Origin of the sequence: Sporosarcina sp. P20a, assembly GCF_002743175.1 — a bacterium.
Lineage (GTDB): Bacteria > Bacillota > Bacilli > Bacillales_A > Planococcaceae > Sporosarcina.
Genome location: NZ_PDYT01000002.1, coordinates 59,581 through 82,706 on the forward strand (window position 1 = coordinate 59,581; position 23,126 = coordinate 82,706).

At 38.1% G+C, this 23,126-nt stretch carries 23 protein-coding genes; 6 read left to right on the forward strand and 17 right to left on the reverse strand.

Annotation, left to right across the window (positions count from 1 at the left end; translation table 11 throughout):
* Nucleotides 1-504: 504 nt before the first annotated feature.
* From CSV72_RS03730 to CSV72_RS03745, 4 genes are read left to right on the forward strand one after another with little or no spacing between them, the layout of a single operon-like run.
* Nucleotides 505-2,106 (forward strand): spore germination protein, encoded by a 1,602-nt coding sequence (locus tag CSV72_RS03730; RefSeq protein ID WP_099677191.1) that lies wholly within the window; start codon nt 505-507, stop codon nt 2,104-2,106.
* Between the two features lie 12 nt (nt 2,107-2,118).
* Nucleotides 2,119-3,309: a Ger(x)C family spore germination protein gene (locus CSV72_RS03735; RefSeq protein WP_233191066.1), complete on the forward strand. Its 1,191-nt coding sequence runs from the start codon at nt 2,119-2,121 to the stop codon at nt 3,307-3,309.
* A 6-nt stretch (nt 3,310-3,315) separates the two neighbouring features.
* Nucleotides 3,316-3,549, forward strand: coding sequence for a hypothetical protein (locus tag CSV72_RS03740; protein ID WP_099677192.1), 234 nt, complete (start codon nt 3,316-3,318; stop codon nt 3,547-3,549).
* A 35-nt stretch (nt 3,550-3,584) separates the two neighbouring features.
* Nucleotides 3,585-4,697: a GerAB/ArcD/ProY family transporter gene (locus tag CSV72_RS03745; protein ID WP_233191067.1), complete on the forward strand. Its 1,113-nt coding sequence runs from the start codon at nt 3,585-3,587 to the stop codon at nt 4,695-4,697.
* A gap of 386 nt (nt 4,698-5,083) precedes the next feature.
* Here CSV72_RS03745 and CSV72_RS03750 read toward each other — a convergent pair whose 3' ends face one another.
* The 3 genes from CSV72_RS03750 to CSV72_RS03760 form a co-directional block, all read right to left on the reverse strand.
* Nucleotides 5,084-5,548: a hypothetical protein gene (locus CSV72_RS03750; RefSeq protein ID WP_099677194.1), complete on the reverse strand. Its 465-nt coding sequence runs from the start codon at nt 5,546-5,548 to the stop codon at nt 5,084-5,086.
* An 82-nt stretch (nt 5,549-5,630) separates the two neighbouring features.
* A complete protein-coding gene (locus CSV72_RS03755; protein ID WP_099677195.1) occupies nt 5,631-6,506 on the reverse strand; it encodes a DnaB-like helicase C-terminal domain-containing protein in 876 nt (291 codons plus the stop codon).
* Nucleotides 6,507-6,674: 168 nt separating this feature from the next.
* Nucleotides 6,675-6,983, reverse strand: coding sequence for a hypothetical protein (locus tag CSV72_RS03760; RefSeq protein WP_099677196.1), 309 nt, complete (start codon nt 6,981-6,983; stop codon nt 6,675-6,677).
* Nucleotides 6,984-7,249: 266 nt separating this feature from the next.
* Here CSV72_RS03760 and CSV72_RS03765 point away from each other — a divergent pair, with 266 nt between their 5' ends.
* Nucleotides 7,250-7,657, forward strand: coding sequence for a DUF4181 domain-containing protein (locus tag CSV72_RS03765; RefSeq protein ID WP_099677197.1), 408 nt, complete (start codon nt 7,250-7,252; stop codon nt 7,655-7,657).
* 87 nt (nt 7,658-7,744) lie between these two features.
* Here CSV72_RS03765 and CSV72_RS16660 read toward each other — a convergent pair whose 3' ends face one another.
* On the reverse strand, nt 7,745-8,101 hold the full coding sequence (locus CSV72_RS16660) for a DUF6508 domain-containing protein (protein ID WP_369802880.1): 357 nt from the start codon (nt 8,099-8,101) through the stop codon (nt 7,745-7,747).
* A gap of 445 nt (nt 8,102-8,546) precedes the next feature.
* Complete coding sequence (locus CSV72_RS03770; protein ID WP_099677198.1) at nt 8,547-9,773, reverse strand: S-layer homology domain-containing protein; 1,227 nt, start codon at nt 9,771-9,773, stop codon at nt 8,547-8,549.
* Nucleotides 9,774-10,063: 290 nt separating this feature from the next.
* Between CSV72_RS03770 and CSV72_RS16535 the strand changes: the two genes are divergently transcribed.
* Nucleotides 10,064-10,279, forward strand: a complete 216-nt coding sequence (locus CSV72_RS16535) for a hypothetical protein (RefSeq protein WP_143561147.1) — start codon at nt 10,064-10,066, stop codon at nt 10,277-10,279.
* A 346-nt stretch (nt 10,280-10,625) separates the two neighbouring features.
* Here CSV72_RS16535 and CSV72_RS03775 read toward each other — a convergent pair whose 3' ends face one another.
* The 12 genes from CSV72_RS03775 to CSV72_RS03825 form a co-directional block, all read right to left on the reverse strand.
* The gene (locus tag CSV72_RS03775; RefSeq protein ID WP_099677199.1) at nt 10,626-11,396 is read right to left on the reverse strand and encodes an ABC transporter permease; all 771 of its coding nucleotides are present in this window, start codon (nt 11,394-11,396) and stop codon (nt 10,626-10,628) included.
* Between the two features lie 12 nt (nt 11,397-11,408).
* Nucleotides 11,409-12,323: an ABC transporter ATP-binding protein gene (locus tag CSV72_RS03780; protein ID WP_099677200.1), complete on the reverse strand. Its 915-nt coding sequence runs from the start codon at nt 12,321-12,323 to the stop codon at nt 11,409-11,411.
* Between the two features lie 72 nt (nt 12,324-12,395).
* Nucleotides 12,396-12,542 (reverse strand): hypothetical protein, encoded by a 147-nt coding sequence (locus CSV72_RS16665; protein WP_158232139.1) that lies wholly within the window; start codon nt 12,540-12,542, stop codon nt 12,396-12,398.
* A 57-nt stretch (nt 12,543-12,599) separates the two neighbouring features.
* Nucleotides 12,600-12,743, reverse strand: a complete 144-nt coding sequence (locus CSV72_RS03785; protein ID WP_158232140.1) for a hypothetical protein — start codon at nt 12,741-12,743, stop codon at nt 12,600-12,602.
* Between the two features lie 356 nt (nt 12,744-13,099).
* Nucleotides 13,100-13,339: an excalibur calcium-binding domain-containing protein gene (locus CSV72_RS03790; RefSeq protein WP_233191068.1), complete on the reverse strand. Its 240-nt coding sequence runs from the start codon at nt 13,337-13,339 to the stop codon at nt 13,100-13,102.
* A gap of 240 nt (nt 13,340-13,579) precedes the next feature.
* Nucleotides 13,580-14,791 (reverse strand): CaiB/BaiF CoA transferase family protein, encoded by a 1,212-nt coding sequence (locus CSV72_RS03795; RefSeq protein WP_099677202.1) that lies wholly within the window; start codon nt 14,789-14,791, stop codon nt 13,580-13,582.
* Between the two features lie 695 nt (nt 14,792-15,486).
* Nucleotides 15,487-16,815, reverse strand: a complete 1,329-nt coding sequence (locus CSV72_RS03800; RefSeq protein WP_099677203.1) for a (Fe-S)-binding protein — start codon at nt 16,813-16,815, stop codon at nt 15,487-15,489.
* A 1-nt stretch (nt 16,816) separates the two neighbouring features.
* A complete protein-coding gene (locus tag CSV72_RS03805; RefSeq protein ID WP_099677204.1) occupies nt 16,817-18,232 on the reverse strand; it encodes an FAD-binding oxidoreductase in 1,416 nt (471 codons plus the stop codon).
* Nucleotides 18,233-18,342: 110 nt separating this feature from the next.
* On the reverse strand, nt 18,343-19,308 hold the full coding sequence (locus CSV72_RS03810) for a 5-oxoprolinase subunit C family protein (RefSeq protein ID WP_099677205.1): 966 nt from the start codon (nt 19,306-19,308) through the stop codon (nt 18,343-18,345).
* Nucleotides 19,296-20,027, reverse strand: a complete 732-nt coding sequence (gene pxpB, locus CSV72_RS03815; protein ID WP_099677206.1) for a 5-oxoprolinase subunit PxpB — start codon at nt 20,025-20,027, stop codon at nt 19,296-19,298. Before pxpB ends, CSV72_RS03810 begins: the two co-directional genes overlap by 13 nt.
* 504 nt (nt 20,028-20,531) lie before the next feature.
* The gene (locus CSV72_RS03820; RefSeq protein WP_099677207.1) at nt 20,532-21,956 is read right to left on the reverse strand and encodes an NAD-dependent succinate-semialdehyde dehydrogenase; all 1,425 of its coding nucleotides are present in this window, start codon (nt 21,954-21,956) and stop codon (nt 20,532-20,534) included.
* A 156-nt stretch (nt 21,957-22,112) separates the two neighbouring features.
* Nucleotides 22,113-23,120, reverse strand: coding sequence for an ornithine cyclodeaminase family protein (locus tag CSV72_RS03825; RefSeq protein WP_099677208.1), 1,008 nt, complete (start codon nt 23,118-23,120; stop codon nt 22,113-22,115).
* Between the last annotated feature and the right edge of the window lie 6 nt (nt 23,121-23,126).

Genomic DNA, 23,126 nt, shown 5'->3' on the forward strand with positions numbered 1-23,126 from the left:
GAGCGGAACCCATTATTTTAAAAGGTACCAGGTCCCAATACGATTTTAAATTGTGGCGGAACCTGACAATTAATATACGATTGAATTCAATATTTCAGCATCCTCGGTGAGCTGACGTACACTTTGATTATAGTTAAAAAGGTAGTGATTTATAACTGTTTTTTACATCTCCATTTTTCTGACTTTACTACCAATGCCAATGACGGATTTATGAATGGAATATTAAATAAGAAGACTTAAAAAGTTTTTATGAAAAACAAAATTTAAGGGATAAACAATCTTGAAAGTCTCTCAATCAGACAAATCCCACTAAAACTAACACAAAAAAGCAAGCGTCAATTCCACACCCCTATCCCCAATCAACACATTTGGTCAACTCCCCCAAAAAACCCAACCCCTCCCGCATAAAAAAGGAATAATAAGGACATGATGAATAAAAGAGTGAAGAACCACCAAAAATCATGCGTACAAACGCAAAACACCAAATAGTAAATGAGGTAGTGTATGGGCTTTTTCAAAAAGAAAGATCACACTAAAGAACAATCCACTTCCCCTAGCCAAACGAAGGAAAGCACTTCAACAAATGCTTTAAAGACAAGTCTTCCAGACAATATACAATTCGTAAAGGATAGCCTGGGCGAGAGCTCGGATATTGTCATTCGAGAAATACGAATTGGTAAAGGTGGATCGGTGAAAGCGGGGATTTTTTATACTGACGGTTTAACCGATACACCTGCTCTGCAAAATTTTATTATGGAATCGTTGATGTTAGATATAAAAGGTACTCCATTGGAGAAGAAGTTAACGCCTGAACATAATCTGTTAACCGTATTAAAAGATTTTGCCATGACGGTAGGAGAGATTACAGATCTAACCAATTTTGATGATCTTTTTACTTCCCTTTTATCAGGGGATACTATTCTGTTGATTGATGGACATTCCGAAGGTCTAGTCATTGGCAATAAACATTGGGTTGAGCGTGGGATCACTGAGCCAGCTTCTCAGACAGTAGTTAGAGGACCGCGCGAAGGTTTTTCCGAAAACCTACGTGTTAATACGGCATTAGTTCGTCGGAAACTTAAAGATCCGAATCTGTGGATGGAGTCAAAAGTGATTGGAACACGCACGAAAACGAATGTGGCCATTATGTATATCAATGGCGTTGCAAATGACAAAATTGTCAATGAAGTTCGTTTACGTTTGGACCGAATAGATATTGATGGAATTTTGGAAAGCGGTAATATTGAGGGATTTATTGAAGATTCAACATACTCCCCTTTCCCGACCGTTTTTAATACCGAACGACCGGATACAGTAGCTGCAGCGCTTCTCGAAGGACGCATAGCCATTTTAGTAGATGGAACACCTTTTGTACTGATCGTTCCAGCACTATTTGTTCAATTTTTCCAATCTCCTGAAGATTACTATGTGCATACGGGGATCGGGAGTCTGATTCGAGCCCTTCGCTTCCTCTCATTCGTGATTGCTTTGCTTGTACCTGCGTTTTTTATAGCCATCACCACTTTTCATCAATCTATGCTACCTCCTGCACTTCTCATTAGTCTGGCTGCCCAACGAGAAGGTGTGCCATTTCCGACATTTATTGAAGCCCTCATAATGGAAATCACTTTTGAGATTTTAAGGGAAGCCGGCATACGAATGCCCCGCTCCATCGGTTCAGCCATGTCCATTGTAGGCGCATTTGTTATTGGGACCGCAGCGGTCGAAGCTGGCATTATTTCAGCTGCCATGGTCATCGTCGTTTCCATAACCGCTATATCAAGTTTTGTTTCGCCCACTTACAACCTTGCGATCTCTGTGAGGATACTACGCTTTGGGTTTATGGCGTTGGCTGCTTCGTTTGGTTTATACGGAATTGCCATAGGTTTAGTTGCTCTCATTCTCCATTTATGCAGTTTACGTTCTTTTGGTATACCTTATATGTCACCATTAGCTCCATTTAATGTTTCTGATCAAAAGGATACGTTGATCGTCGTACCAATATGGAAAATGTTTACTAGACCTCGCCTAATCAACCAAACAAATAAAGTTAGGCAACAAGATCCAGCCACCGCAAAACCACAGCCACCTAAAAATGAGGAATAGGAAAGGGAGTACATGATGAAAAAATGCATATTTCTACTCCTGATTCTCACCCTCCTTTTGTCGGGGTGCTGGGACAAGAGAGAATTAAATGAGCTGGGTATCACCATGGCATTAGGAATCGATAAAATAGAAAATGAATATGTAGTAAGTGCTCAAGTGGTTGTACCTTCGGAAGTATCCATGAGGGCAAGTACGGGACGTTCAGCAGTAACCCTCTTTCAAGCAACAGGAGATTCAGTATATGAGGCCTTTCGAAAGATGACAAAGATCTCTCCTCGAAAAATGTATCCAGGACATCTTCAAATACTGGTCATCAGCGAAGACCTGGCAAAAGAAGGAGTAGCTGAATCACTAGAGCTGCTGTCAAGGGATTGGGAGCTTCGATCAGACTTCTATGTAGTAGTTGCGAAGGATATAACTGCTTCTGAAGTATTGAATGTTACTACGGCAATAGAAAGTATTCCAGCCAATAAAATGTTTAATGCTCTTAAAGTATCAGAGAAAAACTGGGCTGGAACAGAAGGCATTATATTAGATGAGCTAGTAACTAATCTTATAAGTGACGGAAAGGAAGCTGTGTTAACAGGGATTCAAGTATTTGGTAACAAAGAAACAGGATCGAGCAAACAGAATGTGGAATCGATTACTCCTTCTACGCGAATTCAATATGATCATTTAGCTGTGTTTAAAGGAGATCAGCTAGTCGGTTGGTTAAATGAAGAGGAAAGCAGAGGCTACGCAGATATCACTAACGCTGTTAAAAAAACCGTAACATCTATATCTTGTCCTCAAAAGGGAGAAATCGCTATAGATATTTTTCAATATAACTCTAAAATTAAAGGCGCTATGAAGAAAGGAGAGCCTGAGGTGGATATCAAAATTCAGGCAGAAGGCAATATTGGAGAAGTACTATGTTCAATTGATATTATGAAACCAGAAACAATTGACGAACTAGAGAAAATTTATGAAAAAGAAGTGAAAGGAATTATTACTCGTACAATAGAGACAGTACAAAACGAGTATAAATCAGACATTTTCGGGTTTGGTGAAGCCATTCATCGATCCAATCCTAAAGAGTGGAACCAGATGAAAGAACATTGGGATGAACATTTTTCCGACTTGACCGTAAATGTTCAAATTGACATGAAAATTCGTCGCACCGGTACAGTAAATAATTCTTTCTTAGAAAAGATAAAGGACTAACTGATCATGTTAAATAGTATAGGCATACTCTTGATAGCTGCAGCCATTGTATGGTTTGAAGTTCCCTCTCTTTTGGAAAAAAAACATAAAAAAGAATTGCTCGTGTTTTCCATTCTTCTTACGATTGGAGTCGTGCCAGGCATTATACTTGGTTTTGGAAAAACCATTCCAACTCCAGTGAACTTACTGAATTTTTTGTTTACACTGTTTACTGACCTTATTGCTCCTTTACTGAAGTAACGAACTGTGTAGAGGGAAAGGTAGGAAATGAAATGATGCAAAACGTTAAAATCAATCCATACCAATTTCTCATTTTGGTTATTTTTTTCACTATTGGCTCGGGCATCCTAATTGTCCCGTCAGTTTTAGCTGCTGAAGCGAAGCAAGACGCTTGGATTTCCGCTATCATTGGTACGGGAATCGGCTTATTGGTCATATGGCTATTCACCACTATAGCTCTTTGGTTTCCCCATCTCACCTATATACAAATCAACGAAAAGATATTTGGAAAATGGATAGGGAAAGCCGTTTCCGTTCTATTTGTAGCCATGGCTACTTTTTACACCTCTAGTCTTTTGTATTATTCCGCGACATTCGTAACGACTAATGTGATGCCAAATACCCCTATGGTAGCCCTAAATATTCTTATGGTAGGAATTGTTGTGATGGGAGTCCGTCTTGGATTGGAAACGATCGCTCGTTCTGCTGAAATTTTAATTGTCATTTTCTTTGTCTTATTCCTCATTTTAATGGTGTTTGTTTCACCTGAAATTAAGTTTGAAAATATACAACCTGTATTTGAGGTAGGCGCAAAAACGATCGTTCAATCTAGCACATATTTAGTCACTTCATCTTCTGTCAATGCGATTGTTTTATTAATGATTTTCCCCGCCTTTATTAACAAAATGAAACAAGCTAAAAAGTTTTTTTTACTCGGAAACTTTATAGGCGGAATCTTTATCATCATGCTTACATTTTTGAGTGTTTCGGTATTAGGTGCTGAGGATACGGCTAGACAGATTTATCCAGGCTATGAATTGGCCAAAAGGATAAATGTGGGAGATTTTGTACAGCGCATTGAAGAGTTTATGGGTTCACTTTGGTTTATTGCCCTCTACTTTAAGACGATTCTTTATTTTTACGCTTCCGTTTTAGGGATCGCGCAAATTTTAAACATGAAAGACTACCGCCCCTTAACGCTACCGTTAGGCATGATTGCCGTAATTCTTTCTCTCGTGATCTATCCGAACGTCGTCTATCAAAAAGTAGTGGAACAATCGACTGAAATATTCTTTACTATAATTATCGGACTTTTCTTCCCTCTTATGCTCGTTATCGTATATGCCTTACGAAAAAATAAGTTACAAAAGGAACCCGAAAGCCATTAGAATGAATTCGCTTAGGAATTGATAGTAAATCATGTAGTAATCCAGCTTATCTTCTTATGTGAAAATAGCTGGATTTTACTATGGCTTACGAAAAACAGAAGGTATGTATCTTTTACAGTGAATTTCTTAATGGTCCACTTCCCACTACTACCTTCCCCCCACTATACAAACCGCCAGCAGACTGTCCCATGACAACTCCACTCAACACCCCACTAGACCAGTCCCCTGGAAACAAATTCACAACCCCGCCAACTATACCAAGCAACACCGATACAACCGGCCATCACTTCTTCGGCAGCCCATACCCTCTCAACGCATCCACCAACCCAATAATCACCGGGATCAACACCATATCCGTTATCTCCAACATCCATCCCTCCTATTGCTCATAACGCACGATGCACCAAGCGCTTCCCCGACTCTACATGCCCCACATACACCGGAAACTGCACTATGCGCTTTCGATACTCATACAAACTTTCTTCTTTTCCCGATTCCGCAAATGTTAGTAAGTTCGGCATCAAACGATCGGCGTGTGTAACCTTTACACCGGTCTCACGAAATGTTTCGCTATGTAACCGATAAGCGTCTGCTTCTTTCTTACCAAGATAAAACGCATACCAATTTGGTTGCTTACTTTCCACCACAAAGAGCTTGATCTCGCCAATTCGCAATATGTTCTCTTGCATCGATTGCTGGATCGCTTCCTCGTCGAACGCGATATCTTTAAGTTGTTTACTATCTTCATCCATGCGGATCTTTTGATTCGTGATCGCCCAGAAGATGCTGTGGGCGGTTAGGGACATGTCAGTGTCCACTGCGTAATCGAATAGTTCTTCAACTGTGATCATAGGTACACTCTCCTTTTTTGGGGGACCAGGCCCCCAAAGTATTCAGAATTGTTCGGGGACCAGGCACCAAAGCGATGATGTGTCACCGAATTAACGCCAGTCGCCCATTGTCTTTGTTGTAGTAAACCATGAAGCCACCAACTGGGCCGTTGCGATGTTTAGCGACGGTAATTCCAAGATGGTTTTTGAGCTCTGAATCTTGGTCGTAATAATCTTCTCTGTAAAGGAAGCACACGACGTCTGCGTCTTGTTCGATATTGCCGGAGTCTCGTAGGTCGCTCATCATCGGTTGCTTATCTTGTCGTTGTTCGACTGCTCTTGAAAGCTGAGATAGTACGACGACGGGACAGTTAAATTCTTTAGCCATTGTTTTTAAATCTGCGCTAATTTGGCCGATTGCTTGATTTTGGTTATTCGTTGTTTCTTCCGGTCGAATGATCTGCAAGTAATCAATGAAAATAATCGGTCGCTTGTCAGGTTGTGCTTTGATGATTTTACGGGCAGCGGCTCTTATTTGGCTCACTTTTATTCCGCTTCTGTCGTCAATACGGATCTTAGCGCTTTGCAAATGCTTTTGCTTAACTTCGACAGGTGCACATGGCGCTTCTGAGCAAGTGACTTGCTCAAGTTCGAACGTACTTACTGGTAATTTGGTGTAGTCGATTCGATACCATTTCGTGTTGTCGATCTTCATTCGGTTATGATGATGTGCAGAAATGAGATAGCCCTTTTCTTCAAGATCATAAATAATGCGTCTAATCGTGTTCGACGACCAGAACGTAAATTCTTTTGTCCAGTCCTCATACGTTTTATAGATCCACCTATGGCCATCCCGAACATTCTTAGATATGAGCGAGCGGAAATGCACTTGTTGCATAACCAAGGCCCCATTAATTCCCACTAAGTGCACGAGCGACGGTAGTAGCGGTATCGGCTCTTCATCAATTAATAATTTCATTTGATTGATCCCCCCTGTAGATGAGTAGTAGATGAGTGCTCACTTTGCACTTCTCATACTCCATATAGAGAGTTTTTCAGAAAAGGATACTCATTTTAAAAAATAATTTTACATACGCTAAAAAAGGAGTGGGAGTATAGCTCTCCAACCCCTGTAGACTTTATGTTTTCACAAACACATCGCATAATTGATTTGATAGCAATTTGAAGTAGAATCTTGTTTGCCGGCCATTACGTCTAGATAACCCATGTTTTCAAGATTGAATAGAATTTCTCCGATCATGTCCTTCGTCCAGAACGGAAACATCTCTTGCCACTCCTTCGCTGTTTTGTAAATCCAGCGATCTTGGTCGTGTTCATTTTTCAAGCTGTAGACATACGCATGGATTTCCTGCAGCGCGATATATTCATACCAAGCGTTCTTCTCCATTAACAGTGCAGTCGTTTTCAAGTATTGCTTCGTAGCTATTTGGTGCATATCCAATTCCCCCTCGATTTATACTGCTCGCTTCATATGTTATATAAAGGGATTTCTGTTTATGGATACACACTCATTGAAACTTACTACTATTGGATTGATCTATCATCATGTTTCGTGATACTTTTAAATTTTCTAATAGTGATTTAGGATATCTTTGGTATAATTATGTAGAAGTATGAAAATCAAGTGGTATTCAACCATCATGTCCATTTATAGAATGATTACGATAAATAACAGGTGTTTAAAGAAAGAGGAGGGATTTTGTGTTCTGGTTAAGATTTGGGGTAATTATAGTATGTGTTCTTGCTGTTAATTCACTACTTAAGGTTCTTCTGAGGAAGCTACTTAAAATTGAAAAAGTAAAAAAAGAGGTTTTTTCTCCTAACCATATTAATGAATTACATCGAAAAATCGATAAAGGTTTGCGTATATTTTCTACAATTAGCCTGATTTCTTTATATACTGTTCTACTTTTTTATTATGAAGATTTCATTTATCTGTTTTTCTTCGCCCTCACGGCTTTTACGATACTAGATTATATAATCAGTGCATTTTTCGAATGGAAGTATACACTCTATCCAAAACAATCGATCCTGACGATAACCGAAATACTAGTCATAATAGCAGCCATCATCATCGTGGTTCAATTTAATTTACTTGGTCCCTATTGAACGGAGCGATGGATCCATGAATAAACAAAAAGTTTCCTACACAGGCACTTTTTTACAACCAATCGTGCATGCTTTTCACTCAGGCACTCATCGTAAGGTGTCCGATTCCTTCAGCCGGCACAGCACATCGGCGACCATGCCGTTTCTCGCATATTGTGCAAGCGCTCCTGCCGCGAACCGTTCTTCTCGGACCATGCGGGTCAGCAACGCCTTGAGCACTTCCATGTCCGCAATGGGAATAGCCTCTGCCATCTGTTCAGCAGTGGAGATACCCACCGCTTCGAGCGTGTCCGGATAACGGGTATCTGTCCAGTCCAGCTCATGATAGTCTCTAAGAAATTCATTCAGGCCCTGTTCATATTCTACATGAAACAGTGATCCTTCTGTTATGAAGCCCCCCAGGTTTCCGTTCAGCCGCCTATTCGAAATAAGGTAGATGCTGATACCACTTCCGCCATCTTGTCATACGATTTCTTCCTTCGATGCTGATGCCTTTGTAACACTCCGCTTGGGACTTGTCTTCCGCACTCCGCCATCACCTACCGAGCACATCCAAATTCAACATCATGTACGAAAGGATCAATCCATAGGTAACTAACCCTAAGTTCCACAAATAGACCCTTTTCTAGCTCGCGTTGTCTCGATGCAGCGGGATAAAAGATGAAAGCCTGTGGTTCACATCGCTCTGTAAGGCAGGAACAATCAAAATGGACGGACTCATACTGTCTTATGTTAAAATCAAAATCATTCATTTACGGAATTACAAGATCAGTTAATCATCGTCCACCCATCAGCTATTTCCTTAACCATTGCTCCTGTTATACGATTTTCGGATTGCGCTGTCAATCCCGCGTATCAACCATCGCATTCTTCATCGGTTACATTTTATTCAGTTGACACCTTTCATCTTCGACGTCTTCACTTCATAATAAAGCATATGTGTAGGCGGTGCTTTCACTTCCACCGTGTAGCGCGCTTCTTTTCCGTCTGTAAAGCGAACTGTCGCGATAAAGTTGCCCGTCTTGTTGACACGAATGAAGACGTCCGGTGAATCGGTATACCCCTCAAAAGGCATGTTGTCTGATAGGACTTCCCCATCCGTCCGAACGAAACGAATGTTTTCAACCTTTTCACCAGCAGCCAATTTCAGTCGCGCCCGTGTTTTTAAATTATCGACCGCGTATAAAAGCTGCACCTTCAATTTGCCATCAATCTTCTTCACATCCACATAGTATTTATGATAGTAGCGTTTGATATTTTGAGCTTCCATACCATAATTACCACCGATCTGTAATGTTCCTCTTCCTTCTTTCAACGGCGTCACTTGTACGCGATCGCCTGTATATCCCGACGGCGTCTGTCTGCCTTTGATGATCGCAGCATGATAAATCTCAGAGTTCGGAATGAATTCATCTGTATCCTCATCAGCCATGATCTCAGAAAATCGCAACATTGTCCCCGACTTGTCCCCATTCGTTTCTATTGAATACGTCTCAGGATGCACGTGCTCTGTTGTCAGCATTAGTTTAGAAGCTTGTCCTCTCGTCACAAATTCATTGATACCGAATCTGTCGGACGTTACGCCAGTCGTAATGCCGAGTTTATACAGATTTAACACATTGGCACCATGAGAGTTAGTGGATTTCACATCATGAAACGGATTTTCTTTGGCAATGAAATCAAAGCGTGGCAGATCATACGCCTTGACAAGAATAGAAGCCATTTGCCCTCGTGTGACGGGATCATTCGGACCGAACCTACCATCCGAATAGCCTGCCATTATTTCATGTTCCGCAAGCTTTGCGATGGAATTATAATAACCATTCGCTTTCGAAACATCTTTAAATCCTGGATCCTTTACCATATAGTCCGGATTCAATTCCATCAACTTCACAATAATTGCCGCAACCTGTCCGCGCGTGATTGGATTGCCCGGTTTGAACATGCCATCCGCATATCCCGTAATGATATGACGTTCTGCCAATTCATTGACCGCTTCCGCAAAGTGTTTCGTTGGGGGTACATCAGTGAACTTTTGATTGCTTGTAGCCATACTTGATAATGGTAGGCTGAGGGCGAGAGCCACCGTGCCGAATGTCAACCATATCTTTTTCATTATATTTCTTCCTTTCTGTTATGTATTCATGGGTCGACGTACAGACGCAGAATTCCCAATATAGTTTCAAAACTATTTAATTTATTTTATGCAGCATAAAAACAGGCATAGAATATATGCCTGTTTTTAGAATACTCACCTATCACACAAATGAGATACTATTATGAATTAGGCGGTGTACTGGTGAATGCGAATTTTTTTAATTGAAACAACAGTCATCGAACTGTAATCCACATCTTCGCTCTTGCAGAATCTCTCAAATTCCTTAAACTATCCCACTACAAAATAAAATGATAAGTCTATTTTTTCTTTGGTGGAAGGATTATTCTGATCTGTTTGAAGGACTCGTGGCACTAGAAGCCGCTACACTCGTAGACGACAGTCAGAAGATGTTGGGCGTTGTGTTTATCGAGACGACGTTTAATAAGAATGACTCTGAAGATATGACAGCAACGCCTATTGATTTGTTGGGATTCTCTGCTGCACAGCAAGCAATGCAATTTTAAATTAGAAAAGACTCCTGACAGGCCCACGCTGCGAAGTGAGCTTATCAGGAGTCTTTTGTATTGTTTATTAAATAGAAGAAATTTTGTAGTCATTTTAGTATCAGAAAACCTTTAAAATGTTTCAGTGAATTGTGTGTGAATTTTATCGGGACCTGGTACCTCAAATCCAGAATGTGTGGCTCTTGTTCTCACCTCACTTGTGATGCCGTATGACTCAGTGAGTTTTGCATACATTGACAGTGTCTTTACTCAATGAAAAATGCCCAGCAGTTAGCTGAGCACTTCTCGGAAGGATTACCTATGTAATTCACAATCTAGTAACTCGTGCGAGTAAGCACAACAGATGTTAACTTCTCAGTCCACGACCTTTTTCAATCAAATACCAGTTAATTACGTAAAGTACTACGATAAACGTAATCGAAATGAGAATAGAAAATAAAATCGGAACGTCGATCACACCGAGAATCCCGAATCGGAATCCGGAAATCATGTAAACGATCGGGTTAAACTGTGAAATCACCTGCCAAAATGGAGGCAACATCGAGACGGCAAAAAACACCCCACCTAAGTAAGTCAACGGCTGAAGAATAAACGTAGGCACAATAGACACATCGTCAAATGACTTGGCAAAAATACCGTTCAACAGGCCGGCCAACGAGAACAAAATTGCCGTCATCAAAAACGTCAAGACGACAATGCTCCACGAGTGGACTTGCAACGGAACGAAAAACAGAGAGATTATCGTGACCAGTATCCCTACTAGAACACTTCTTCCTATTCCTCCAATTACAAAGCCCCAGATAATAATATGAGTCGGTACAGGGGCAACTAATAGTTCTTCGATGTTCTTTTGAAACTTTTGTGAGAAAAATGATGACGAGACATTTGAGTAGGAACTGGTGATGACTGACATCATGATCAATCCTGGGACAATAAATTCCATGTAAGAGAATCCGTCCATTTCGCCAATCCGTTTACCAATCAAATTCCCGAAGATGATAAAGTACAAAGTAGTTGTGATGACTGGCGGGACCAGTGTTTGGATCCAGATTCTTAAATAGCGGTTCGTTTCTTTGACCGATAAACCTTTTAATGCTGTTAAATATAATTTAAACATGTACATCCTCCACTACGCAGTTTCTTCTGTAAGCTTTAAAAATAACTCTTCTAATCGATTGGACTTGTTGCGCATAGATAACACTTTGATCCCTTGTTCTGTCAATTGATTAAACACTTCGTTGATCCCTTGATCACGTGCTACTTCTACAGAAAGAGATCCATCGTCCATGAGTTCACTGGTGTAGCCTTTAACACTTGGTGCTCGTCCTGAAGATTCGATATCTAAAATAATGGTTTCATACTGAAGCTTAGCCAGCAATGATTTCATACTAGTATCTTCAATCAGCTGCCCTTTTTGAATGATCCCGATATTACGACATAACATTTCCGCTTCTTCTAAGTAATGTGTTGTCAGAATAATGGTCGTGCCGTTGTCATTCAATTCTTTCAGAAACGTCCACATCTCTCGTCTTAATTCAATATCTACACCAGCTGTAGGCTCATCAAGAATAAGTAAGCGCGGTTCATGCATCAAAGCACGTGAGATCATCAGTCGACGTTTCATCCCTCCAGAAAGCATCTGGGCCTGAACATTTCGTTTCTCCCACAAATCAGACTGCTTCAAGTATTTTTCACTACGCTTTAGTGCCTCTTTCCTTGACACACCGTAATAGCCCGCCTGGTTCACTACAATCTGCTGAACCGTTTCAAACGGACTGAAGTTGAATTCTTGAGGAACCAGACCGATCTGCAGCTTAGCTTGCATTAACTGCGTATCCATATCATAGCCAAAGACATTCACTTTTCCTGATGTCTTATTGACGAGAGACGTCACAATCCCGATAGTTGTAGATTTGCCGGCACCATTAGGACCCAAAAGAGCGTAAAAGTCCCCTTCTTCCACTTTCAAATCGATGCCACGCAAAGCCTCGACACCACCAGCATAGACTTTTTTAAGATCTTTAATTTCTAATGCGTATGTCATTCTATTTATCTCCTCACGATCTTTTTAATCAGCTGCATGTAATTATCCATTTGCCAGTATACCACTCCTATATTAAAGGTACCAGGTTCCAGCACCAGTCTGAATGGTGTTAAAACCTAGTACTGTCAATAAAAATAAACTCAATAAAAAGTACCCGCCACCGATACGATTATCGAAAGCGGGTACTGTATTGGAGTAGCAATACTTTCTGTCGTTCATTTTTTGGTATCTTGACTTTATAATACAGCATATGTGTCGGCGGAGCTTTCACTACCACTACGTAGCGCGCTTCTTTTCGTCAGTTAAGCGGGCTTTCGCGATAAAGTTGCCCGTCTTGTTGACACGAATGAAGACGTTAGATGAATCGGTACATTCCTCAAGAGGCATTTTTTCGGATAGGACTTCCCCGTTCGTCTTCACGAAACGAATGCTTTCAACCTTTTCAGCCAACGTCAATTTTAGTCGTGCCCGCGTCTTTAAGTTTTCAAAAGGGTACCAGGTTCCGACACTATTCTGAAATGTGTTGGGACCTTGTACCTCAAATCAATATTCGTAGCTTTTGTACGAACTGCTAAAATAACAAAAGCTAGCATCTGTGGCATATGATGAACCCCTCTCAGGTTCTAAGACTTTATTTATAGCAACACACAGTTACTTGAGAAATGAGGCAAATCTCAAAAGTAATTTATGATACCAAATAAATTTATATCCACGATAAAACAGCATTTACTGTGAAGTCACAGTAAATGCTGTTTTATCGTTCTATACTTTATATATCATCTCTCGCACGCGATACCATCTTTATTACGATTGAGCCCCTTATGCGTTATATATATACTAGCCGCCACAGTTGGTTTGTATTTAGTCTTGCCACCCTTATTCTTCACAATAGCATTCATTGCGACACCGCCAGCGTAAGATTTATTCAATTGCATACAATTCTTAAACTTTACTGCCGCTGCATCAGCTGGATGAACGGGTAGTAAAAAGACACTGCAAACCAATAGTCCAGCCAAATTTTTTCAATAATGTAGTCATTGTATATTCTCTGTTGTTACTCTTTATATCAAGAAATCCCTTGTAACATTTATACCTTTCAATGACGGTACACCTATCGATCCCACTGCACTCTATGCCGCTGCAATCCTTCTTCCCCGAAAACAGTCACTATATAGTTCTCTTCCGCACGTTGGGTACGAATGTTAAGTGATGGAATCTCGCCTGCCTAGTTGTCGTATTCTTCATGGGAGTATGTTTTAAATACTCGGTTTAGAAAAACTCCCTATTACTAGGCGTTCTTTTAATCCTTTAATTTCATCAGAAGTATACCCCAATTCCGCCATTACTTCTTCTGTATGCTCACCTAACAACGGGGGATACCTCGTTATAGTTGCAGGAGTGTCTGAAAGTTTAACTGGAAATCCTGGTACTTTTAAATTTTTCACTATAGGATGCTCAACATCCAATACCATTTCCCTTGCTTTAACCTGGGGATGTTCAAGGACTTGATCTAAAGTATGGATTGGCCCACAGGGAACTCCCACAGCATCTAGTTTCTTAAATATCTCCTCGTTCGTTAATTGAGCTAACCTCTCACTAATAATTGGAATCAAATCGTTTCGATTAGCTACTCTATTGTTATTTGTTTTATATTTGTGATTATTAAATAAATCTTTCCATCCTAAAGCATCACAACATTTTGCCCATTGACCATCATTCCCAACAGCTAAAATAATATCTTGATCCTTGGTTTTAAAAGATTGATAGGGAACAATAGATGGATGACTAGATCCCATACGTACTGCTGGTTTTCCTGTGGCGAAAAAGCCAGTTGCCATATGATTTAAAAGTGAGATTTGACCATCTAACAAACTTACATCGATAAACTGGCCTTTATCTGTCTGGCCCCGAGCCAAAAGAGCGGTCAGAGTACCATAAGCCGCGAACATTCCTGTCGTCAAGTCAACAATCGCCATTCCAGCTTTAGCGGGAGGCCGATCGGCATCTCCAGTAATACTCATTAAGCCACCGAAACCTTGCAAAAGTAAATCATATCCCGCTTTACTTTTTTCTGGACCCGTACGACCAAAACCTGATATTGAGCAGTACACTAGACGTGGATTAATTTTTTTAATTTCTTCATAACCAAAGCCTAACTGATCCAAGGCACCCGTACGAAAATTCTCAAGTAGAACATCAGCTTCTTCTACAAGTTTATAAATAATTTCTTTGCCTTCGGGCGATTTCAAATCGATTGTAATACTTCTTTTGTTACGATTTGTGGCTAAAAAGTAACAACTTTCTCCATTCCATGTTGGGGGAGTAAAATATCTTGATTCATCTCCTTTTCCTGGTTGTTCCACTTTTATGATATCTGCGCCCATGTCTCCAAGCAACATACTACAATATGGCCCCGCCAATGTTCTGGATAAATCAAGAACTTTAATTCCGTTTAATGCTTGTTTCATCAAAATTCAACTCCCTTAATTTATATTTTGATATCATATCGCTTGAGATTTTGTTTGTATTAATTTATTTTTTTGTAAATATTAAGCGCTAATATCTATATAAAATTAAGAACGATATTAAGAACAATAGGGTAAAAGACCAGATTTATCTCGCTTTAAACATTTACTGTCTAACTTTATGCAACATTAGTGGCTGCTTATGTCTTTATGATATTTTTTCTTCGAACTAAGTATTTAACAACATAATCTCCAGTTCCAATAAGATCTTTTTTATGATAAAGACTGCAATCAATTCGGTTTCCTTTTAAATAGCGTTGCTGCCAAGATAAAGGTCACCAAACACTCGGATTCATCCAAAAACACTTATGAATTTTAACTATGGTCAAATAATCTTCGCTTCTATATAAAACACAATATAGTAGGTTTTACTCAAATAAGGGTAAAATCCGGAGAATTGATCAATCTTCGGTGATGGAGGTATTCAAAGTAGAATATAGGAATCCCCCCTTACTAACAAAAGCAAGAATGTGATGGGAACGATTGTTAGTTTTTCTCCAGACATGAAAACAGCAACCCTTGATACGTTAATCGTACGAAGGAGATGCTGTATTTTGACATGTGTTGTTTGTATAGGGTCTTACAGTTGATGACTAATATACCTTGCTATAATAAAACTTAAACGATTCACTTCTATATTAATTAATTCCACACGCTTCTGCTATTACTTCTATTAAATGAAGTCCTTGCATTTTATTCTTACTGCCACTACGTTCAATTCCTAAACGCATTTGTAATAAACAACCCGGGTTTGTGGTCACAATTGTACTTGCTTCAGTATTTATTACGTGTAACATTTTCTCATCTAGTATTTCCATTGACTCTTTAAAGTGCAGTAAATTATATATTCCACCGGATGCACAACATAAATGACTGTTTTTCAGTTCTACAAATGTTGCTCCTGGAACTGATTTTAATAATTTTCTAGGTGGATCAATGACTCCTTGAACATTTCGTAAATGGCAAGAATCTTGATAAGTGATAACACCTTTCCATTCTTTTTTATATGGAATTTCTTCAATTTCAGCCAATACTTCAGTAATATCTCTAGATCTATCAACAAATTTGTTTACACGATTCTTCCATTCAGGTTCATCAGCGAGCAATTTATCGTATTCATGTAACATCGCACCACAACCACCAGCATTGTTAATCAAATAAGTGACACCTAGTTCATCAAACGCTTCGATATTCTGTTTCGCCAATTTCTTTGTTGCATCTACCTCACCTTGATGACTATGGAGTGCACCGCAACATGTTATATTTTTAGGTATTACAACTTCAATTCCACATTTTTGTAGTAATTCAATAGATTGACGATTAATTTTTGACATAACTGCATCCATAATACAACCTGGAAAAAAAGCGACAATCATTTTCCTTTCTCCAACAGCTTTATAATGCTCACCAAATTTATAACGCCTATTTGGCGATTCTACTTTTGGTAAAGCCCGTTCAAATTGCCCCATTGGTTTAGAAAACATTTCCATAATATTGGTTTTTTGTGTTAATTTACTTAAAGCTGATGATTGATAAAACCATAAAAAGCTTCCTGCTGCGCGTAGACGTTTCTTTTCAGGAAATAATTTTTTCAGCATAGTTTGTAACAATTTATCTGGCATAGTATGCGATGATTTTGAAGCCTTTTTATTTTCAGCAATAACATTCAATGCCGATTCATAAATTTCACCGTATGGAACGTTAACAGGACAAGCAACCTCACACGCTCGACAACCTAAACATAATTCCATCGGTTCTTTTAAGTCATTTAAAATATCAATCTTACCTTCAGCTGCCATCTTTACTAAATTGATTCGTCCTCTTGGAGATTGTGCTTCATTACCCATCGTTAAATAAGTAGGACATACTGGTAAACAATAACCACATTGAACACACATATTTGCAGCATCATAAGCTGATTCATACAATTTATTACTGTACTTTTTATCAATTTCATCTGTTTTCATGTTAAATTAACACCACCTTTTTTTGTCCTTCCTCTGGAAATATTTTTCCTGGGTTCAAAATGTTGTTCGGATCCCAAGCTTCTTTAATTTTTTTCATCATCAATAATCCGTTTTCTCCCAACTCTAAAGACATATAAGGAGCTTTTAATAAACCAATGCCATGTTCACCTGACAATGTTCCACCTAATTCTATTGCCGCTTCAAAAATTTCACTAACCGCATCTTCTACTCGCTTCATTTCTTCTACATTGCGTATATCCGTTAAGATATTCGGATGTAGATTTCCGTCTCCTGCATGTCCAAAAACAACTAAGTTTAATTTATACTTTTCCCTAATCTCACCGAGTCTTTCCATCATTTCAGGAATTTTACTTCTCGGAACAGTTGCATCTTCAGATATTTTTGTAGGGCCTAATTGTGTTATTGCTGGTGAAACCATTCGTCTACTTCTCCAAATCCTCTCTCGTTCTTGTTCATTTTTAGCTACTTTTACACTTGTTGCATTGAATCGTTCACATACCTCTGCACATTTATCAATTTCTTCCTGTATTGCAGCTTTATGACCATCTACTTCAATAATTATGATTGCCGCTGCTTCAGTTGGTAAACCGCTTGGCATATAATTTTCTACTGCAACTATACATGCATTATCCATTAGCTCCATGGCACTCGGTAATATTCCCGATGCCAGGATATTCGTAATTGCTTTCCCAGAGTTAATCACTGAATCGAAAGATGCCAAAAGCGTTTTTCGATCAGCAGGCTTAGGTATAAGTCGAATTATTGCTTCAGTTATAACACCTAAGGTTCCTTCAGAACCAACAATAAGTCGTGTCAAATCATATCCCGTTACATTCTTAACTGTCTTTCCTCCAGTACGAATAATTTCTCCTGTAGGTGTAACAACTTCTAAACCGATTACATATTCTTTAGTTGTTCCATATTTCAAACCTTTAGGACCACTCGAATTTTCCGATATATTACCACCGATTGTCGATACATGTGAACTACTTGGATCTGGCGGGTAGAAAAGACCAACACTTTCAGCTGCTTCATGAATTTCACTAGTAATAACACTTGGTGATACAATAGCTAATAGATTTTCTTGGTCAACAATAAGTTTTTTTTCGAATTGCGATATATCTAACATTACGCCGCCATGTACCGCCAAAGAACCCCCACTTAATGACGTAGCGGTTCCACGAGGATATACTGGAAATTGATGTTCATTTGCTAACTTTAATAAAAATGAAACCTCTTCCTTCGTAGCGGCCTGTACGATAATGTCAGGTAAATATTCACCAAATGATGCGTCAAAACTGTATGAGTAACGATTAGCTAAGCTATCCAGTATTCTTTCTCTTGGTATTTCTTGCTCTATAAGATTCAATAGCTCACTTGTAGATAGTCGATTCATCATACCACTCCTTAAAAATTGTAAATTCCGTTTTCTAATAAAATAAATACTCATTTCCTTTTATTAAACAATAAACGATTGGAATAAACTTCAATTCCAATCGTTATATACTAATTTCTCAACAATAATTTATTATTCAATTCAATATCGTATAATATTTTCTCAACTTTTCGATATTCACTTTGTGCCTCGTTAATATCACATACTTGAAATTTAATTTTATCGCCAGGTTTTTTCTGAGCAACATGGGGAATATCACTAGTAATGACAACACCAATTTTTGTATAACCACCGGAAGTTCCGCAATCGGCCATGTGAATTATTGGATAACCATTACCTGGCACTTGAATTGTTCCCGGTGTTATAAAGTCAGATATAATATCAGCACCATCTTTATGGATTAATTGTTCACCATCTAAACGATAGCCCATTCGATCTGATGCATTTGATAAACTATATGTACCACTCGAAAAAAGTTCAATGGACTTATTTTCAAACCGTTCTATATGTGGACCCAATATAAATCTAATCGGACGCTCTTCATCAAAATCTGGGATGTCATTCGTTCGTAATCTTCTACCTTGTAATTGTTTTATATTAAAATTAGGTTTATTAAAAAATAATTTGTCTCCTCTTTTTAATGCCCTTCCCATATATCCACCGTAATGACCACGAGTAAATGTCGCACGACTTCCCATAACCTCTGGAACGTTCACTCCACCAGCCAGAGCGATATATGATCTACAGCCTGAAATATATTTACCAAAACTTAGTTCATCACCTGCCTTGGCAAAAATAACTTTCCACATATCAATGCTCTTTCCGTTCAATTTCGGGGATAAATTACCGCCCGTAATAGAGAATGCAGTCTTCGCCTCAAATTTAATCGTAGGTCCCATCATCGTTATTTCAATTGCAGCATCATTTTCATCATTTCCTACTAAAGTATTAGCCAATCTAAATGAAAGCGGATCCATTACACCTGATACTGAAACACCATAAATTCGATAATCTCGTCTTCCAAGATCTTGAACTGTCGTTAATAATCCGGGTTTTAAGATGTTTACATATTCCAATTACGATTCCACTCCTTCTCCTTCTCTTCATCCCACGATTTAACAAAATCCGAACTAACAGGTTCTAACTTTACATAATCTCCAGCGCTTAATAACCCAGGAGGTAAATGATGTGGATTAAAAACTTCCATAGGAGTCCAACCAACTATATGCCATCCAGATGGTGCATCCATAGTGAATATTCCTACCTGTTTATCAGCAATTTGAACTGTCCCTTTTTTCACACTCATACGAGGATTGGAACGCCGTTTAAAACGTAATTTTTCATCGATATTACCACAATAAGGATATCCAGCTATGAATCCTATCATATATACATAATAACTTTTACTCTGTAAATTTTTAATTACTTCGGTCGATGTCAGATCTGCCCTTTCAGCAATTTCATCTATATCTAATCCATATTCACCGCCGAAGGCTACTGGAATATGAACTGTTTTACTTTCTATTTTCACATCATCGGATATGTCTTTATCGATTTTTTTAAATTCCATAATCAGTTCATCGTATTTGATAATTACCGGATTATATACGATTGTTAAATTGTTATATGCCGGTAATAGTTCTATAACTCCTTTAATGTCTTGTTTTTTAATCATATATAAAAATGATTGTATTTTTCTACTTACATCTATACTTATAATGTTTTCAAATTGTGCCACAATCGCACGATCACCCATAGGATAATAAGAAGGATATTGGTTATTTTCAACACTCATATTTTCACCTCTAAAATTTAGTCTTTAGTAGAATATTGATTGATTTCTAACTTCATTTTCAAAAAATCTTATTATGTATACAAGCATTTGATTACGATTTCATGAGATAAAAAATCAATTGAAGTTATTTGTATTTTCATACATCTGATATTATACTAATTGTAAACTATCTATTTAGTTAATAGATATTGACAATCTGTACGAAAATAGTTATTAATAGTATCGTGAAACCGTACACTTTTAACAAAGTAATTTAAATTGAGCTTTAACCTGAATGAAACTCATAACTCCAAGCCCTTGTACACTACAGAGTAAATGTACACAAAAAGTAAATATTTGGTAAGTATTTGGAAAAGAAGCCCGTTTAAAAAAGTCAAACCACATCATTTCTATTTTGAAATACAATTTGTAAGTTCTGTCTTTTTTCGTACTATAAAAAAAAGCAATTATGAAACTGACTTACCTATTAAGAGGACAGTTCATAAATGCAATCTATTTTATAGCTTATAGGTTATATTTTATAGCAACTAACTTTTCTTCAAGATAAGCATCTAACCCTTGGTGTCCACCTTCTTTGCCGACTCCACTCTCTTTAACGCCACCAAAAGGACTTTGTACGACAAATGGAAGTGGATCGTTTACACCTACCATCCCATACTCTAGTGCTTCAGATACGCGAATAATTCGAGACATATTATCAGTGTATAAATATGAAGCTAAGCCATAGCTCTCATGATTAACCATATTTAAAAGTTCTTCCTCAGACTTAAAGATAATAATTGGAGCAACAGGGCCAAACGATTCTTCAGTATATATATTCATTTGAGGTGTAACATTTGTTAATATTGTAGGATTAACAAAGTTTCCATTTTCTTTTTCAACCTCAGATAGCTCCATTTTATTTTCGAATTTATGGGCTCCTTTATTTACTGCATCTTCTATTTGTTCTTTAACTAAAGTTACTGCATTTTGATCAATTAGAGGACCAACATTCGTTTCTTCATTAAAACCATTTCCTACTTTTAAATTTCTAACTTTATTTACAATTAACTCTGTAAACTTTTTCGCAATTGTATCTTGAACGTAAATGCGATTGGTTGAAGTACACATTTGACCAGAACATCTAAATTTAGTAGATAATAAGTCTTCAGTAGCCTGTTCGATATTGGCATCATCGAATACAATAAAAGGTGCGTGACCGCCAAGCTCCATTGAAATTCGTTTTACTGTTTTCGCCGATTTTTCCATAAGTAATTTTCCTACACCTGTAGATCCAGTAAACGTAATCTTTTTTACTTTTTTACTATCCATTAATACTTCAGTGAATTCAGATGAATTAGCCATTACGACATTAAATACACCTTTAGGCAAGCCAACTTCTTCAAATATTTTTGCAAGTTCCATTGTCGATTGTGGTGATTTACTTGATGGCTTAATAACAAGGGTGCATCCCGCCGCAATTGCAGGTGCTGCCTTACGAGCACCCATAGATAACGGAAAGTTCCATGGAGTGATTGCTCCAACAACGCCAATCGGTTGTTTAATAACTAAAATTCTTTTATCATGTGAATCGGAAGGTATTGTTTCACCATATATTCGACGAGCTTCTTCGGCAAACCATCTAAAATATTCAATTGAAGATTGAACTTCGCCTCTGGCATCGTTTATCGGCTTCCCCATTTCTTTGGTAATAACTTCCGCTAAAAACTCTTTCTTTTCCTCCATTTCCCTATAGACAGCTATCAAATAATTTGCTCTTTCTTTTGCAGAGATTTTCGACCACGTCTTAAATGCTTCATCCGCTGCATCAATCGCTTGCTGGACATGTTCCTCTGTTCCATTAGTTACCTCATAAGTAAATTCTCCAGTTGCTGGACTAGACATGCGTAATTTATCTTCAGTTTCAATCCATTCCCCATTAATATACATAGCAGTAATCCCCCTTCTTGTATACCTTAGTTCATTATTTACTTATATCAGTCAATATCATAATCAATCATTTACAAAATCGAATTCCCATATAGTTTTAGTCTTTTTAAATCGATTGGTGCTCGATTTCTGGTTGGTTGATAAAATGGTTCATCATCATATTAAAGGATTACATTTGATGAATTCCGAATATTTTTCATCTTGCTTTTTAAAACTTTCATATATTGATGCTGCACACACGGTATCTAAAAAGCCTACTCCAACCGAATCAAGTATAGTAATTTCTTCTTTGTTTTCACGCCCTACTTTTTCACCTACTACAATATCTGCAAGTTCACTATAAATATTCTCGATTGACCATTCTCCTTTTTCATTGGGGATAACCAGTCCGCCTGCTTCACCTTTAGCTCCTTCTAAGGTATCTACGACAACTTTATTCGCTTTTTTTAATGTTTCAACATCATACTCTTGTTTAGTTGGCTCACATGAACCAATTGCATTAATATGAGTTCCTGCATTTAAATATTCCCCTGAAAAAACTGGTGTATTTGCCGATGTGCTAGAAACTATTATATCCGCTTTACTTACAGCATCGTTTGCAGCATCGACAATTAATATTTCACCATTCCAATTAGGGTATTGCTTGGTAACCTTTTCTTTTAAATCAAATGCTTTGTTTTTTGTTCGATTATAAAGATAAATTTTATCAATGTCTCGAACCTCCATAATTGCAAGTATTTGACCAAATGATTGAACACCACAACCGATAACCGATAGGGTTCTTGCATCTTCTCTAGCCAAATGTTTCGTTGCGACTCCACTTATTGCACCTGTTCTTAACATTGTTAAAGCAGATGCAGCGATATTTGCTACGTGTTGACCTGTTTTTGATTCTGATAACACAATAGTACTTTGGATCCTCGGAACGTTATATTCTTCATTGCCAGGAAATATACTCGCAATTTTCACGGCAGAATAATTAATTTCTGGGACAAATGAAGGCATGTATAATGTATGTGCGCCATCATCACCTTGATGCATAAGCGTTCTAAAAGGTATTACAATTTCAGATCTTTTAGAAAGTTCAAATGCTCTTTCAACATCCTCTATGCACTGCTTCATACTATAATTTTTTAGTACCTCTTCTTCACTAATAATTAACATAAGCAT

Excerpts from the sequence above, each read along its gene's own strand:
- CSV72_RS03730 (WP_099677191.1), top strand. The coding sequence starts at position 505 with ATGGGCTTTTTCAAAAAGAAAGATCACACTAAAGAACAATCCACTTCC.
- CSV72_RS03735 (WP_233191066.1), top strand. The coding sequence starts at position 2,119 with ATGATGAAAAAATGCATATTTCTACTCCTGATTCTCACCCTCCTTTTG.
- CSV72_RS03740 (WP_099677192.1), top strand. The coding sequence starts at position 3,316 with ATGTTAAATAGTATAGGCATACTCTTGATAGCTGCAGCCATTGTATGG.
- CSV72_RS03745 (WP_233191067.1), top strand. The coding sequence starts at position 3,585 with ATGCAAAACGTTAAAATCAATCCATACCAATTTCTCATTTTGGTTATT.
- CSV72_RS03750 (WP_099677194.1), bottom strand. The coding sequence starts at position 5,548 with ATGATCACAGTTGAAGAACTATTCGATTACGCAGTGGACACTGACATG.
- CSV72_RS03755 (WP_099677195.1), bottom strand. The coding sequence starts at position 6,506 with ATGAAATTATTAATTGATGAAGAGCCGATACCGCTACTACCGTCGCTC.
- CSV72_RS03760 (WP_099677196.1), bottom strand. The coding sequence starts at position 6,983 with ATGCACCAAATAGCTACGAAGCAATACTTGAAAACGACTGCACTGTTA.
- CSV72_RS03770 (WP_099677198.1), bottom strand. The coding sequence starts at position 9,773 with ATGAAAAAGATATGGTTGACATTCGGCACGGTGGCTCTCGCCCTCAGC.
- CSV72_RS16535 (WP_143561147.1), top strand. The coding sequence starts at position 10,064 with ATGATAAGTCTATTTTTTCTTTGGTGGAAGGATTATTCTGATCTGTTT.
- CSV72_RS03775 (WP_099677199.1), bottom strand. The coding sequence starts at position 11,396 with ATGTTTAAATTATATTTAACAGCATTAAAAGGTTTATCGGTCAAAGAA.
- CSV72_RS03780 (WP_099677200.1), bottom strand. The coding sequence starts at position 12,323 with ATGACATACGCATTAGAAATTAAAGATCTTAAAAAAGTCTATGCTGGT.
- CSV72_RS16665 (WP_158232139.1), bottom strand. The coding sequence starts at position 12,542 with ATGAACGACAGAAAGTATTGCTACTCCAATACAGTACCCGCTTTCGAT.
- CSV72_RS03795 (WP_099677202.1), bottom strand. The coding sequence starts at position 14,791 with ATGAAACAAGCATTAAACGGAATTAAAGTTCTTGATTTATCCAGAACA.
- CSV72_RS03800 (WP_099677203.1), bottom strand. The coding sequence starts at position 16,815 with ATGAAAACAGATGAAATTGATAAAAAGTACAGTAATAAATTGTATGAA.
- CSV72_RS03805 (WP_099677204.1), bottom strand. The coding sequence starts at position 18,232 with ATGAATCGACTATCTACAAGTGAGCTATTGAATCTTATAGAGCAAGAA.
- pxpB (WP_099677206.1), bottom strand. The coding sequence starts at position 20,027 with ATGAGTGTTGAAAATAACCAATATCCTTCTTATTATCCTATGGGTGAT.
- CSV72_RS03820 (WP_099677207.1), bottom strand. The coding sequence starts at position 21,956 with ATGTATATTAATGGGGAATGGATTGAAACTGAAGATAAATTACGCATG.
- CSV72_RS03825 (WP_099677208.1), bottom strand. The coding sequence starts at position 23,120 with ATGTTAATTATTAGTGAAGAAGAGGTACTAAAAAATTATAGTATGAAG.